This is a genomic window from Pseudomonas sp. TH15 (assembly GCF_016651105.1).
Classification (GTDB): Bacteria; Pseudomonadota; Gammaproteobacteria; order Pseudomonadales; family Pseudomonadaceae; genus Aquipseudomonas.
This window is the reverse complement of record NZ_JAEKEL010000001.1, coordinates 73,546-86,932: the sequence shown is the minus strand read 5'-3', so window position 1 is coordinate 86,932 and position 13,387 is coordinate 73,546. Positions and strand designations below refer to the sequence as shown.

The window sequence follows — 13,387 nt, the reverse complement described above, 5'->3', positions numbered from 1 at the left end:
CAGGGCTGTCCGCACAGCGGAGCAGTGTCATGTCCGAAGTAAATCTGTCCACCGACGAAACTCGCGTCAGCTACGGTATCGGCCGTCAGTTGGGCGACCAACTGCGCGACAACCCGCCACCGGGCGTTAACCTGGATTCGATCCTGGCTGGCCTGACTGACGCGTTCGCCGGCAAGCCAAGCCGTGTGGGTCAGGAAGAAATGTCCGCCAGCTTCAAAGTGATCCGCGAGATCATGCAAGCCGAAGCGGCTGCCAAAGCTGAAGCCGCTGCTGGCGAAGGCCTGGCATTCCTGGCTGAAAACGCCAAGCGTGACGGCATCACCACTCTGGCTTCCGGCCTGCAATTCGAAGTACTGACTCAAGGTGAAGGCGCCAAGCCGACCCGTGAAGATCAAGTGCGCACTCACTACCACGGCACCCTGATCGACGGCACTGTGTTCGACAGCTCCTACGAGCGCGGCGAGCCTGCAGAATTCCCGGTTGGCGGCGTGATCGCTGGCTGGACCGAAGCCCTGCAACTGATGAACGCCGGTAGCAAATGGCGTCTGTACGTGCCGAGCGAACTGGCTTACGGCGCTCAAGGCGTTGGCAGCATTGCGCCGCACAGCGTACTGGTATTCGACGTCGAGCTGCTCGACGTTCTGTAAGACCGTGATCCTGTAGGAGCGAGGCTTGCCCGCGAAGGCATCAACCCGGTTTCAAGTTGGAACCGAGTTGCCTGGTTCGCGAGCAAGCTTCGCTCTTACAGGGTTTTTAGCGTTACTCATATTTCGAGCTTATGGTGCAGTTCATTGGTCGGGCGCAACGCCCGGGCATAGCAGAACAGAAACAGATTACGCACCAGTTCCTTGAGCACTACCGGCTCGCTGGAACTCAAGCCACTGACGTCCAGGTCACCCTGATCCTGCAACTCGTTCAAGGCTTCTTCTTCAAGTACCGCACAAACTTCCCCGGTTTCCCGATGCAGGATCCTGAGGTAAGGGTGTGGGCGGTCCAGCCAGGCATCGATCAAATAAGTCATGGGTCTCATCTCCATTGATTGGTTTCAATGAGAATAATTCTTATTCATAAAATAGCAAGGGCCTATTGGCGGCTTGTGTTTTTTTATGGGTAAAGATTGCGTAGGGTCAAAACGACTGGCGTTTGGCTACTGCGAGGGATTGCTGGGCGAAGCGGGGGAGGGCGAAGCACCATCCCACGCCGGGCGCGGGATGGAAGACAGCAGAATCAGACTTTTCTGACGAACTCGGATTTGAGCTTCATCGGGCCGATGCCGTCGATCTTGCAGTCGATGTCATGGTCGCCATCGCACAGGCGGATGTTCTTGACCTTGGTGCCGACCTTGACCACCAGGGAGGTGCCCTTGACCTTGAGGTCTTTGATCACGGTGATGGTGTCGCCGTCTTGCAGGACATTGCCCACCGAATCCTTCTTCACGGTGTCATCGGACCCCACTTCAGCTTCGCCGCCGGCGGTCCATTCGTGGGCGCACTCCGGGCAGATCAGTTGTGCGCCGTCTTCGTAGGTGTATTCGGAATTGCATTTCGGGCAGGGTGGCAACGTGCTCACTAAGGCTCCTTGGTTTGAGGATCGCTAAAAGTCGCACATTGTATAGGGTTTCTATGGGGAGGGGGCTAACAGCAAAAGATCGCTGCCTTCGGCAGCTCCTACATGGGAATGTGTACCCTGTAGGAGCTGCCGAAGGCTGCGATCTTTTGATCTTGCTGTGGTTGCAATCAGTGCGTGCGGGCTACCGCAAACTCGCTCAACTCGACCAGCGCATCGCGATATTCGCTGGCCGGCAGGGCGTCGAGGCATTTGATTGCACGGGCCACGTAATCACGGGCCAGTTGCGCGGTGTATTCCAGCGAACCGGAAGCTTCAACGGCCCCGCGGATGCTTTCCAGGTCTTCGATGCCACCTTTCTGGATCGCCTGGCGTACCAGTGCAGCCTGCTCGGGTGTGCCTTCGCGCATGGTGTAGATCAGCGGCAGGGTCGGCTTGCCTTCGGCCAGATCGTCACCGACGTTCTTGCCCAGGGTTTCCGCATCACCTTTGTAATCCAGCAGGTCGTCGACCAATTGGAAGGCTACGCCCAGGTGATCACCGAAGGTGCGCAGCGCTTCGCTCTGTTCCGGGGTGGCTTCGCACAGGGCTGCTGCGCTGTGGGTCGAAGCTTCGAAGAGCATCGCGGTTTTGCCGCGGATGACTTCCATGTAGGTTTCTTCGGTGGTGCTGGCGTCACGGATCTTCGACAGCTGCAGCACTTCGCCTTCGGCGATGATCCGCGTGGCTTGCGAAAGGATCTTCATGACTTGCATGGAGCCCAGTTCGACCATCATTTCGAAGGAGCGCGAATACAGGAAGTCGCCGACCAGCACGCTTGGGGCGTTGCCCCACATGGCGTTGGCGGTCGAACGGCCACGGCGCATGCCGGACATGTCGACCACGTCGTCATGCAGCAGGGTGGCGGTGTGCAGGAACTCGATAGTGGCGGCCAGCAGGCGCAAGTCATCGCCTTCGCGACCCAGGGCCTTGCCACACAGCAACACTAGTAGAGGACGCAGGCGTTTACCGCCGGCCGAGGTAATGTAGTCGCCGATTTTCGATACCAGCGGCACTCGGGAAGTCAGCTGCTTCTTGATGATGCCGTCGACGGCGCTAAAATCGTCCGCCACCGCGCGGTAGAAAGCTTGGGGTTGCATCAGCGACAGTTGCTCCAGAAGGGTTGCGCGGCATGCTAGGACCCACGTCCGGACCTGTCAAGGCGCGATGGACGGCCTCTTGCAACACTTCGGCAGCTTGCGTACAATCGCGCACCCTGAACTTCCTGGGCAGCACCTGCCTTACGCAATTGCAATCAGGCCTTCCAGCCCTATGCAGCCATGCCAGCCAATACCTCTTCTTATAAAGAGCTGGGTGAGCAGGATTATCGGAGAAATACCATGTCGTACGCAGTAATTGTTACTGGTGGCAAGCAATACAAGGTCGCCCCAGGTGAATACCTGAAGATCGAAAAACTGGAAATCGCTACCGGCGAATCCGTTACTTTTGATCGCGTTCTGTTGGTCGCCGATGGCGATGACGTGAACATCGGCGCTCCAGTTGTTGCAGGCGCTACCGTTGTGGCTGAAGTGATTTCCCAAGGTCGTCACGATAAAATCCGCATCATCAAGTTCCGTCGTCGTAAGCACCACATGAAGCGTATGGGCCACCGCCAGTGGTACACCGAGATCAAAATCACCGGTATTCAGGCTTAATTTCAGCCTAATTCCTCACTAGGAGAATTGACTCATGGCACACAAAAAAGCTGGTGGTAGTACCCGTAACGGTCGCGACTCAGAAGCCAAACGCCTTGGCGTGAAGATGTATGGCGGCCAGGTTATCATTCCGGGCAACATCATCGTGCGTCAGCGCGGCACCCAATTCCACGCCGGTTACGGTGTTGGCATGGGTAAAGATCACACTCTGTTCGCTAAAATCGACGGCGTGATCAAGTTTGAAGTAAAAGGCGCTTTCAACCGCCGTTACGTGAGCATTGTCCCGAAGACTGCAGTCGTCGCGGCATAATTACGTAGATGCTGGAAAAGCCCTGTCTCGCGACGGGGCTTTTTCGTTTGTGGGGTGAGTCTCTTGCAAAGCTGTTTGTGATGGGCGAAAGCAGCTGGATTTGCGGTAGTTGCTTGAGGTCGCTGCGCTCATTTTTGCAAGAGTCTTATGTCTTAGTGTTTTTCGGCTCGTCCGTATGACGAGAGGCGTTTTGTTATGAAGTTTGTTGATGAAGTATCTATTCGAGTAAAGGCCGGCGACGGCGGCAACGGTTGCATGAGCTTCCGTCGCGAAAAATTCATTGAGAACGGTGGTCCGAACGGCGGTGACGGTGGTGATGGCGGCTCGGTCTACATGATCGCCGACGAAAACCTCAACACCCTGGTGGACTACCGTTATACCCGGCACTTCGATGCCGAGCGCGGTTCCAACGGCGGTAGCACCGACTGCACCGGTAAAAAAGGTGAAGAGCTGGTACTGCGCGTTCCAGTGGGCACGACCGTTATCGACTCCGCCACTCAGGAAGTCATTGGCGACCTGACCAAGGCCGGCCAACGTCTGTTGGTGGCTCATGGCGGCTGGCACGGTCTGGGTAACACCCGTTTCAAATCCAGTACCAACCGTGCTCCGCGTCAGACCACTCCGGGTAAGCCGGGTGAGGCGCGTGATCTCAAGCTGGAAATGAAAGTGTTGGCCGACGTTGGCCTGCTGGGCTTGCCGAACGCTGGCAAAAGTACCTTTATCCGTTCGGTGTCGGCCGCCAAGCCGAAAGTCGCTGACTACCCGTTCACCACGTTGGTGCCGAACCTGGGCGTGGTTTCTGTCGATCGCTGGAAAAGCTTCGTGGTCGCGGATATTCCGGGGCTGATCGAAGGGGCTTCCGACGGCGCGGGCCTGGGGATTCGCTTCCTCAAGCACTTGTCGCGTACCCGCCTGCTGTTGCACCTCGTGGACATGGCGCCACTCGATGACGCCAGCGCACCAGATGCTGCTGAAGTCATCGTCAGCGAACTGACCAAGTTCAGCCCGTCCCTGGCTGAGCGTGATCGTTGGTTGGTGCTGAACAAGTGCGACCAGATCCTTGAAGAAGAGCACGATGAACGCGTCAAGGAGATCGTTGATCGCCTGGAATGGACCGGTCCGGTCTACGTGATCTCGGCCATCTCCAAGCTCGGTACCGAGCGTCTGTGCCACGACATCATGCGATACATGGAAGATCGTGCTGATCGCCTGGCGAACGACCCGGCCTACAAAGAAGAGTTGGCAGACCTCGATCAGCGCATCGAAGACGAAGCCCGTGCTCAGTTGCAGGCCCTGGATGACCAGCGTGCCCTGCGCCGCACCGGCGTGAAGTCGGTCCATGACATCGGCGACGATGATTGGGACGAAGAAGATGTGGATGACGAAGACGGTCCGGAAATCATTTACGTGCGTGACTGATTCGTTGCGATAAACTTAAACGCCGCTCTCTGGAGCGGCGTTTTAGTATCTGGAAATCGGTAGTCACCGAATAACGTTATGGGCAGCGCTGGGTCGCGCTGTCCTCAAACTAAGGTTGAAGATGATGCGGAGCAAGGTGACAGGTGCGCAGCGTTGGGTCGTGAAGATCGGCAGCGCTTTGCTGACGGCGGACGGCAAGGGCCTGGATCGCGCGGCAATGGGTGTCTGGGTTGAACAGATGGTGGCCTTGCATGAGGCGGGCGTCGAGCTGGTGCTGGTGTCCTCCGGGGCGGTGGCTGCTGGCATGAGTCGGCTGGGCTGGACCGTACGACCCAGTGCAATGCACGAGTTGCAGGCGGCTGCCGCCATCGGTCAGATGGGGTTGGTGCAGGCCTGGGAGTCGAGCTTTGCCGAGCATGGCCGGCATACCGCGCAGATTCTCCTGACGCACGACGACCTGTCCGACCGCAAGCGCTACCTGAACGCCCGTAGTACTTTGCGCGCGCTGGTCGAACTCAAGGTCATTCCGGTGATCAACGAGAACGACACCGTGGTCACCGACGAAATTCGTTTCGGCGACAACGACACGCTGGCGGCGCTGGTGGCCAACCTGGTCGAGGCTGACTTGCTGGTGATCCTGACCGATCGTGACGGGATGTTCGACGCTGATCCGCGTAACAACCCTGGCGCCAAGCTGATTTACGAAGCGCGCGCTGATGATCCGGCGCTGGATGCAGTGGCGGGTGGTACCGGTGGTGCGCTGGGTCGTGGCGGCATGCAGACCAAATTGCGTGCTGCGCGCCTGGCGGCACGTTCCGGTGCGCACACCATCATCGTCGGTGGGCGCATTGATCGCGTGCTGGATCGTCTCAAGGCTGGCGAGCGCATCGGCACCCTGCTGTCGCCTGAGCGCGGCTTGCTGGCGGCGCGTAAGCAGTGGCTGGCCGGGCATCTGCAAACCCGTGGCACCCTCGTGCTGGATGAGGGTGCGGTAACGGCATTGTCCAAGGGCAATAAAAGTTTGCTGCCGGTGGGTGTCAAGCTGGTCCAGGGCAGTTTCCGTCGTGGAGAAATGGTGGTGTGTGTGGCGCCAGACGGTCGCGAAATTGCTCGTGGTCTCGCTAACTACAGCGCCCTTGAGGCACAAAAAATCATCGGTCAGTCGTCTGAGGCGATTGTCGGTTTATTGGGTTACATGGCGGAGCCAGAGCTGGTTCACCGCGATAACCTGATTCTGGTCTGAAGGAATATCTCAATGCGCGTGGCAAAAGGATTGTTGGGTCTGCTGTTGGCAATGCCGCTGCTGGCCTCGGCCGAGGAAATTGGTCAGGTGTCGACGGTGTTCAAGTTTGTCGGCCCGAATGACCGCATCGTCGTCGAGGCTTTCGATGATCCGAAGGTCGATGGCGTGACCTGCTACTTGTCGCGCGCCAAGACGGGCGGCGTGAAGGGTGGCTTGGGTCTGGCTGAAGATCGCGCTGAAGCGTCCTTGGCTTGCCGCCAAGTCGGGCCGATCAGCTTCAAAGGCGAGCTGAAGGATGGTGAAGAGGTGTTCAAGGAGCGCACTTCGCTGGTCTTCAAGACCATGCAGGTGGTGCGGTTCCTCGACAAGAGGCGCAATACGCTGGTGTACCTGGTCTATAGCGATCGTTTGATCGAGGGTAGCCCGCAGAATGCGGTGACGGCGATTCCGATCTTGCCATGGGCTCACGCTCAATAAGTTAGCGCAGATCCAGAATGTGGGAGCGGGCTTGCTCGCGAAAGCCGTGTGTCAGTCAATGCAGATGTCGACTGATGCGCCGCCTTCGCGAGCAAGCCCGCTCCCACATTTTTTGTGCTGGATTTGCTAAATCGCAGGCAATAAAAAACCGACCCTAGGGTCGGTTTTTTAACAAGCTTATCGCTTATGCGGCAACAGCAAGGTTCAGAGCCTTGACGTGACCGTTCAGGCGGCTCTTATGACGAGCAGCCTTGTTCTTGTGGATGATGCCTTTATCGGCCATACGGTCGATAACTGGCACGGCCAGAACGTAAGCAGCTTGAGCTTTTTCAGCGTCTTTTGCGTCGATGGCCTTAACTACATTCTTGATGTAGGTACGAACCATGGAACGCAGGCTGGCGTTGTGGCTGCGACGCTTCTCAGCCTGTTTTGCACGTTTTTTGGCGGAAGGTGTGTTGGCCACCGTCGAGCTCCTCGAAAGACTTTTTAGGAAATAGCAAACAAAATAGGCCGCGAATCATGCCGATGAGTTGATGTCTTGTCAAGGGCGGTTGAGACGTTCCGCTAAGTGGTAGGTATAAAGAGGCGGGATATTTATTTCCGGCGCTTGACCTGTAAACTCGCGAGCTTTGGCTCTGTGCTGCTGCGGCGCGGAGTATCGCATAAGTAGGCGCTTTGTTCGCCTGCTGTTTATCGACAGGCACAAACTCTTTCAATGAATCTGCTCAAATCGTTAGCCGCCGTCAGCTCTATCACAATGCTTTCCCGGGTTCTGGGGTTCGTTCGTGACACGCTCATCGCACGTACATTTGGTGCGGGGATGGCGACCGACGCCTTCTTTATCGCCTTTAAACTGCCCAATCTGTTACGGCGGATCTTCGCCGAAGGGGCGTTTTCCCAGGCATTCGTGCCGATTCTTGCCGAATACAAGAGCCAGAAAGGCGAAGAGGCGACGCGAACCTTTATTGCCTACGTCTCGGGCCTGCTGACGTTGGTGCTGGCGCTGGTGACGGCGCTGGGCATGATCGCCGCACCCTGGGTTATCTGGGCCACGGCGCCGGGTTTCACCGATACACCGGAAAAATTCGAACTGACGTCCAGCCTGTTGCGGGTGACTTTTCCCTACATCTTATTGATCTCCCTGTCCTCATTGGCCGGGGCGATCCTCAATACCTATAACCGTTTCTCGGTGCCGGCCTTCGTGCCGACGCTGCTGAACGTCAGCATGATCATCTTTTCGGTGTTCCTGACGCCGTACTTCAACCCGCCGGTCATGGCCCTGGGCTGGGCGGTGCTGGTCGGTGGCCTGGCGCAACTGCTCTATCAACTGCCGCATCTGAAAAAGATCGGCATGCTGGTGTTGCCGCGGCTGAATCTGCGCGACACCGGCGTCTGGCGGGTAATGAAGCAAATGTTGCCGGCGATTCTTGGGGTTTCCGTCAGTCAGATTTCCCTGATCATCAACACCATCTTCGCCTCGTTCCTGGTAGCCGGCTCTGTATCGTGGATGTATTACGCCGACCGCTTGATGGAGTTGCCGTCCGGCGTGCTGGGCGTGGCGTTGGGCACGATTCTGCTGCCGACCCTGGCCAAGACTTACGCCAGCAAGGATCGCCACGAGTATTCGCGAATCCTCGATTGGGGCCTGCGCCTGTGCTTCGTGCTGGTGTTGCCGTGCTCCCTGGCACTGGGGATTCTGGCGGAGCCGCTGACCGTTTCGTTGTTCCAGTACGGCCAGTTCAGCGCGTTTGATGCATCGATGACTCAGCGGGCGTTGATCGCTTATTCGGTCGGTTTGCTCGGGATTATCGTGATCAAAGTGCTGGCGCCGGGCTTTTATGCGCAACAAAACATCCGCACACCGGTGAAAATCGCGATTTTCACCCTTATTGTTACCCAGCTGTTCAACCTGGTGTTGATCGGTCCACTGGCCCATGCCGGCCTGGCACTGGCTATCAGTGTTGGTGCCTGCATTAACGCCAGTTTGTTGTTCTATCAACTGCGCAAACAACAGATGTACCAACCGCAACCGGGCTGGGGGAAGTTCGGCCTTAAGCTGGTGATTGCTGTGCTAGTGATGTCCGCGGTATTGCTGACCGGAATGCATTTCATGCCGGCCTGGGATCAGGGGCATATGCTTGAGCGTTTCCTGCGTCTGGGCGCCTTGGTGGTGGCAGGCATGGTGTCCTATTTCGGCATGTTGCTGTTGATGGGCTTCCGTTTGCGCGACTTCAATCGCAAGGCGTTGAGCTGAGGTCTTTACCTCGATAAACACGGGCGGGCCGGCAGTTTTGTCGGCTCGATCACTTTGGGTTACGGTGTTGCCTGTCGTCGGCCGCCGGGTGTGGTTATAATCGACCACTTTATGAGCAAGAAGCGCGTTATGCAGCTGGTTCGAGGCCTCCACAATCTGCGCCCCCAGCATCGGGGCTGTGTCGCCACTATTGGCAACTTTGACGGTGTTCACCGTGGTCACCAGGCTATCCTGGCCCGGCTGCGTGAACGCGCGCTCGAGTTGAACGTACCCAGCTGCGTGGTGATTTTTGAGCCGCAGCCGCGGGAATTCTTCGCCCCAGACACGGCCCCGGCCCGTCTGGCCCGGTTGCGGGACAAACTGCAGCTGTTGGCCGACGAAGGGGTCGACCGGGTCTTGTGCCTGGCGTTCAACCAGCGCCTGAGCAAACTCAGCGCCAGCGAATTCGTCGATACGATTCTGGTAGACGGTCTGGGCGTGCAGCATTTGGAGGTCGGTGACGACTTCCGTTTTGGCTGTGATCGGGTAGGGGATTTCGATTTCCTGCAACAGGCCGGCGTCCTGCAAGGGTTTACCGTCGAGGCTGCGCAAACCGTCGAGCTGGACGGTATTCGCGTCAGCAGCACCCAGGTGCGTAATGCCCTGGCCGCTGCCGATTTTGCCTTGGCCGAACGCTTGCTCGGTCGTCCGTTCCGGATTGCCGGGCGCGTCCTGCATGGCCAGAAGCTGGCGCGCCAACTCGGTACGCCAACTGCCAACATACAACTCAAGCGCCGTCGCGTGCCGCTGACCGGGGTTTACCTGGTCAACGTCGACATCGACGGCAAGACCTGGCCAGGCGTCGCCAACATCGGCGTGCGGCCAACGGTCCAAGGTGATGGCAAAGCCCACCTCGAAGTGCATCTTTTAGATTTTGCCGGCGATCTGTATGACCGGCGTTTGACGGTGGTTTTCCACCACAAGCTGCGTGAAGAGCAGCGTTTCGCCTCTCTGGAGGCGCTTAAGACGGCGATCAATGCGGATGTCGCCGCCGCCCGTGCCCTGTCGCACCTAGCGCCAATCGCTAATGAAGAGCCTTAAATGACCGACTATAAAGCCACGCTAAACCTTCCGGACACCGCCTTCCCAATGAAGGCCGGCCTGCCCCAGCGCGAACCGCAGATTCTGCAGCGCTGGGACAGCATTGGCCTGTACGGTAAGTTGCGCGAAATTGGCAAGGATCGTCCGAAGTTCGTGCTTCACGACGGTCCTCCGTACGCCAACGGCACGATTCACATCGGTCATGCGCTGAACAAGATTCTCAAGGACATGATCATCCGCTCGAAGACCCTTTCGGGTTTCGACGCGCCTTATGTTCCGGGCTGGGACTGCCACGGCCTGCCGATCGAGCACAAAGTCGAAGTGACCCACGGCAAAAACCTGGGCGCGGACAAAACCCGCGAACTGTGCCGTGCCTACGCCACCGAGCAGATCGAAGGCCAGAAGTCCGAATTCATCCGTCTGGGCGTGTTGGGCGATTTCGCCAACCCGTACAAGACCATGGACTTCAAAAACGAGGCTGGTGAAATCCGCGCACTCGCCGAAATCGTCAAGGGCGGTTTCGTGTTCAAGGGCCTCAAGCCTGTGAACTGGTGCTTTGACTGCGGTTCGGCCCTGGCTGAAGCGGAAGTCGAGTACGAGAACAAAAAGTCTTCGACCATCGACGTAGCCTTCCCGATTGCCGACGAAGCCAAACTGGCTGCCGCTTTCGGTCTGCCGTCGCTGGCCAAGCCTGCTTCGATCGTGATCTGGACCACCACCCCGTGGACTATCCCGGCCAACCAGGCGCTGAACGTCCACCCGGAATTCAACTATGCCCTGGTCGATGTCGGCGACAAACTGCTGGTACTGGCTGAAGAGCTGGTCGAGTCGTGCCTGGCCCGTTACAGCCTGGAAGGTTCGGTCATCGCGACCACCACCGGTAAAGAGCTGGAGCTGATCAACTTCCGTCACCCGTTCTACGATCGCTTGTCGCCGGTTTACCTGGCCGAGTACGTTGAGCTGGGCGCTGGCACCGGCGTGGTTCACTCCGCACCGGCCTACGGCGTGGACGACTTCGTGACCTGCAAAGCGTATGGCATGGTCAACGACGACATCCTCAACCCGGTACAAAGCAACGGCGTGTACGCGACGTCGCTGGAGTTCTTTGGCGGCCAGTTCATCTGGAAAGCCAACCCGGCCATCGTCGACAAGCTGACCGAAGTCGGTGCGCTGCTGCACACCACCATCATCGAACACAGCTACATGCACTGCTGGCGTCACAAGACCCCGCTGATCTACCGCGCCACCGCGCAGTGGTTCATCGGCATGGACAAAGAGCCGACTTCCGGCGAAACCCTGCGCAAGCGGGCGATCAAAGCCATCGAAGAAACCAAGTTCGTTCCGGCCTGGGGCCAGGCGCGCCTGCACTCGATGATCGCCAACCGTCCGGACTGGTGCATCTCCCGTCAGCGCAACTGGGGCGTACCGATCCCGTTCTTCCTGAATAAGGAAAGCGGCGAACTGCACCCACGTACCGCCGAGCTGATGGAAGAAGTCGCCAAGCGCGTTGAAGTCGAAGGCATCGAAGCCTGGTTCAAGATGGACGCTGCCGAGCTGCTCGGTGACGAAGCGCCGCTTTACGACAAAATCAGCGACACCCTGGACGTCTGGTTCGATTCGGGCACCACGCATTGGCACGTCCTGCGCGGTTCGCACCCGATGGGCCACGAGACCGGCCCGCGTGCCGACCTGTACCTGGAAGGCTCGGATCAACACCGCGGCTGGTTCCACTCGTCGCTGCTGACCGGTTGCGCCATCGACAACCACGCGCCGTACCGCGAGCTGCTGACCCACGGTTTCACCGTGGATGAGTCGGGCCGCAAGATGTCCAAGTCCTTGGGCAACGTGATCGCGCCGCAAAAGGTCAACGACACTCTGGGCGCCGACATCATGCGTCTGTGGGTCGCTTCCACCGATTACTCGGGTGAAATGGCGGTTTCCGACCAGATCCTGCAACGCAGTGCGGACGCCTACCGGCGTATCCGTAACACTGCGCGCTTCCTGCTCTCGAACCTGACCGGTTTCAACCCGGCCACCGACATCCTGCCGGCCGAAGAAATGCTGGCGCTGGACCGTTGGGCCGTGGACCGCACCTTGCTGCTGCAACGTGAGTTGCAAGAGCACTACGGTGAATACCGCTTCTGGAACGTCTACTCCAAGATCCACAACTTCTGCGTGCAGGAGTTGGGCGGGTTCTACCTCGACATCATCAAGGACCGTCAGTACACCACTGGCGCCAACAGCAAGGCCCGCCGTTCGGCGCAAACCGCGCTGTACCACATCAGCGAAGCGCTGGTGCGCTGGATCGCGCCGATCCTGGCGTTCACCGCCGACGAACTGTGGGAATACCTGCCGGGCGAGCGTAACGAATCGGTGATGCTCAACACCTGGTACGAAGGCCTGACCGAGCTGCCGGACAACGTTGAACTGGGCCGCGCCTACTGGGAGCGGATCATGGCGGTGAAGGTCGCGGTCAACAAGGAAATGGAAATCCAGCGTGCAGCGAAAGCTGTCGGTGGCAACCTGCAAGCCGAAGTGACGCTGTTCGCCGAGGAGGCGCTGAGCGCCGACCTGGCCAAGCTGAGCAACGAACTGCGCTTTGTACTGATCACGTCGACCGCCAGCGTTGCGCCATTCGTACAGGCTCCGGCCGACGCGGTAGCCACTGAAGTCAGCGGCCTGAAGCTGAAGATCGTCAAATCGGCCTTCCCGAAGTGCGCCCGTTGCTGGCACTGCCGTGAAGACGTCGGCGTGAACCCGGAGCATCCGGAAATCTGCGGTCGTTGCGTCGACAACATCAGCGGCGCTGGAGAGGTTCGTCACTATGCCTAACGCGGCTGGCCGTTTCGGACGGCTGAGCTGGCTCTGGTTGAGCCTGCTGGTCCTGGTCATTGACCAGGCCAGCAAGTTCTACTTTGAAGGCAAGCTCGAGATGTATCAGCAAATCGTGGTGATCCCCGATTTGTTCAGCTGGACCCTGGCCTACAACACCGGCGCGGCGTTCAGCTTCCTGGCCGACAGCTCTGGCTGGCAGCGCTGGTTGTTTGCGCTGATCGCCGTCGTGGTCAGTGCGGTGCTGGTGGTCTGGCTTAAACGCCTGGGCCGCAACGAAACCTGGCTGGCTGTCGCCTTGGCGCTGGTGCTGGGTGGCGCGTTGGGCAACCTGTATGACCGCATTGCCCTGGGCCATGTGATCGACTTCATTCTGGTGCATTGGCAGAACCGCTGGTATTTCCCGGCGTTCAACTTTGCTGATAGCGCCATCAGCGTCGGGGCAGTGATGCTCGCGCTGGACATGTTCAAAAGTAAGAAGACCGGAGAAACCGTTCATGACTGAACAGGTA

14 protein-coding genes are annotated in these 13,387 nt (G+C 58.5%); 10 read left to right on the top strand and 4 right to left on the bottom strand.

Going from position 1 to position 13,387, the window contains the following annotated elements; translation table 11 throughout:
- The first annotated feature begins 29 nt into the window (after nucleotides 1-29).
- Nucleotides 30-647 carry an FKBP-type peptidyl-prolyl cis-trans isomerase gene (locus JFT87_RS00430; RefSeq protein WP_201198073.1) on the top strand — a complete coding sequence of 206 codons (618 nt, stop codon included), beginning with the start codon at nucleotides 30-32 and terminating at the stop codon, nucleotides 645-647.
- Nucleotides 648-763: 116 nt separating this feature from the next.
- Here the strand turns inward: JFT87_RS00430 and JFT87_RS00425 are convergent, their stop codons facing one another.
- The 3 genes from JFT87_RS00425 to JFT87_RS00415 all read right to left on the bottom strand — a co-directional run bounded on the left by JFT87_RS00425 (nucleotide 764) and on the right by JFT87_RS00415 (nucleotide 2,705).
- A complete protein-coding gene (locus tag JFT87_RS00425; protein ID WP_201198072.1) occupies nucleotides 764-1,021 on the bottom strand; it encodes a PA4570 family protein in 258 nt (85 codons plus the stop codon).
- A gap of 206 nt (nucleotides 1,022-1,227) precedes the next feature.
- Nucleotides 1,228-1,569 (bottom strand): zinc ribbon domain-containing protein YjdM, encoded by a 342-nt coding sequence (locus JFT87_RS00420; RefSeq protein ID WP_201198071.1) that lies wholly within the window; start codon nucleotides 1,567-1,569, stop codon nucleotides 1,228-1,230.
- Nucleotides 1,570-1,736: 167 nt separating this feature from the next.
- Entirely contained in the window at nucleotides 1,737-2,705 is a 969-nt protein-coding gene (locus JFT87_RS00415; protein ID WP_201198070.1) for a polyprenyl synthetase family protein, read from the bottom strand.
- 240 nt (nucleotides 2,706-2,945) lie between these two features.
- On the opposite strand from JFT87_RS00415, the gene rplU reads away from it, so the two are divergent.
- The 5 genes from rplU (at nucleotide 2,946) to JFT87_RS00390 (ending at nucleotide 6,709) form a co-directional block, all read left to right on the top strand.
- Nucleotides 2,946-3,260 carry a 50S ribosomal protein L21 gene (gene rplU / locus JFT87_RS00410; protein WP_201198069.1) on the top strand — a complete coding sequence of 105 codons (315 nt, stop codon included), beginning with the start codon at nucleotides 2,946-2,948 and terminating at the stop codon, nucleotides 3,258-3,260.
- A gap of 34 nt (nucleotides 3,261-3,294) precedes the next feature.
- Nucleotides 3,295-3,570 carry a 50S ribosomal protein L27 gene (gene rpmA, locus JFT87_RS00405; RefSeq protein WP_046048788.1) on the top strand — a complete coding sequence of 92 codons (276 nt, stop codon included), beginning with the start codon at nucleotides 3,295-3,297 and terminating at the stop codon, nucleotides 3,568-3,570.
- A 195-nt stretch (nucleotides 3,571-3,765) separates the two neighbouring features.
- Nucleotides 3,766-4,989, top strand: coding sequence for an Obg family GTPase CgtA (gene cgtA / locus JFT87_RS00400; protein WP_201198068.1), 1,224 nt, complete (start codon nucleotides 3,766-3,768; stop codon nucleotides 4,987-4,989).
- 124 nt (nucleotides 4,990-5,113) lie between these two features.
- Nucleotides 5,114-6,232 (top strand): glutamate 5-kinase, encoded by a 1,119-nt coding sequence (gene proB / locus JFT87_RS00395; protein WP_201205034.1) that lies wholly within the window; start codon nucleotides 5,114-5,116, stop codon nucleotides 6,230-6,232.
- 12 nt (nucleotides 6,233-6,244) lie between these two features.
- Nucleotides 6,245-6,709 (top strand): CreA family protein, encoded by a 465-nt coding sequence (locus JFT87_RS00390; RefSeq protein WP_201198067.1) that lies wholly within the window; start codon nucleotides 6,245-6,247, stop codon nucleotides 6,707-6,709.
- A 184-nt stretch (nucleotides 6,710-6,893) separates the two neighbouring features.
- On the opposite strand, the gene rpsT is transcribed toward JFT87_RS00390, so the two are convergent.
- Nucleotides 6,894-7,172: a 30S ribosomal protein S20 gene (gene rpsT / locus JFT87_RS00385; RefSeq protein WP_008154937.1), complete on the bottom strand. Its 279-nt coding sequence runs from the start codon at nucleotides 7,170-7,172 to the stop codon at nucleotides 6,894-6,896.
- 252 nt (nucleotides 7,173-7,424) lie between these two features.
- On the opposite strand from rpsT, the gene murJ reads away from it, so the two are divergent.
- The 4 genes from murJ (at nucleotide 7,425) to lspA (ending at nucleotide 13,380) form a co-directional block, all read left to right on the top strand.
- Nucleotides 7,425-8,963 (top strand): murein biosynthesis integral membrane protein MurJ, encoded by a 1,539-nt coding sequence (gene murJ, locus JFT87_RS00380; protein WP_201198066.1) that lies wholly within the window; start codon nucleotides 7,425-7,427, stop codon nucleotides 8,961-8,963.
- Between the two features lie 129 nt (nucleotides 8,964-9,092).
- Nucleotides 9,093-10,043, top strand: coding sequence for a bifunctional riboflavin kinase/FAD synthetase (gene ribF / locus JFT87_RS00375; RefSeq protein WP_201198065.1), 951 nt, complete (start codon nucleotides 9,093-9,095; stop codon nucleotides 10,041-10,043).
- Nucleotides 10,044-12,875 (top strand): isoleucine--tRNA ligase, encoded by a 2,832-nt coding sequence (ileS, locus tag JFT87_RS00370; RefSeq protein ID WP_201198064.1) that lies wholly within the window; start codon nucleotides 10,044-10,046, stop codon nucleotides 12,873-12,875.
- Nucleotides 12,868-13,380, top strand: a complete 513-nt coding sequence (gene lspA / locus JFT87_RS00365; RefSeq protein ID WP_201194590.1) for a signal peptidase II — start codon at nucleotides 12,868-12,870, stop codon at nucleotides 13,378-13,380. The genes ileS and lspA overlap by 8 nt, the downstream gene beginning before the upstream one ends.
- Nucleotides 13,381-13,387: the final 7 nt, after the last annotated feature.

What these genes read in the sequence shown, in the direction of transcription:
- JFT87_RS00430 (WP_201198073.1), top strand. Translation starts at nt 30, where the DNA reads ATGTCCGAAGTAAATCTGTCCACCGACGAAACTCGCGTCAGCTACGGT.
- JFT87_RS00425 (WP_201198072.1), bottom strand. Translation starts at nt 1,021, where the DNA reads ATGACTTATTTGATCGATGCCTGGCTGGACCGCCCACACCCTTACCTC.
- JFT87_RS00415 (WP_201198070.1), bottom strand. Translation starts at nt 2,705, where the DNA reads ATGCAACCCCAAGCTTTCTACCGCGCGGTGGCGGACGATTTTAGCGCC.
- rplU (WP_201198069.1), top strand. Translation starts at nt 2,946, where the DNA reads ATGTCGTACGCAGTAATTGTTACTGGTGGCAAGCAATACAAGGTCGCC.
- rpmA (WP_046048788.1), top strand. Translation starts at nt 3,295, where the DNA reads ATGGCACACAAAAAAGCTGGTGGTAGTACCCGTAACGGTCGCGACTCA.
- cgtA (WP_201198068.1), top strand. Translation starts at nt 3,766, where the DNA reads ATGAAGTTTGTTGATGAAGTATCTATTCGAGTAAAGGCCGGCGACGGC.
- proB (WP_201205034.1), top strand. Translation starts at nt 5,114, where the DNA reads ATGCGGAGCAAGGTGACAGGTGCGCAGCGTTGGGTCGTGAAGATCGGC.
- JFT87_RS00390 (WP_201198067.1), top strand. Translation starts at nt 6,245, where the DNA reads ATGCGCGTGGCAAAAGGATTGTTGGGTCTGCTGTTGGCAATGCCGCTG.
- murJ (WP_201198066.1), top strand. Translation starts at nt 7,425, where the DNA reads ATGAATCTGCTCAAATCGTTAGCCGCCGTCAGCTCTATCACAATGCTT.
- ribF (WP_201198065.1), top strand. Translation starts at nt 9,093, where the DNA reads ATGCAGCTGGTTCGAGGCCTCCACAATCTGCGCCCCCAGCATCGGGGC.
- ileS (WP_201198064.1), top strand. Translation starts at nt 10,044, where the DNA reads ATGACCGACTATAAAGCCACGCTAAACCTTCCGGACACCGCCTTCCCA.
- lspA (WP_201194590.1), top strand. Translation starts at nt 12,868, where the DNA reads ATGCCTAACGCGGCTGGCCGTTTCGGACGGCTGAGCTGGCTCTGGTTG.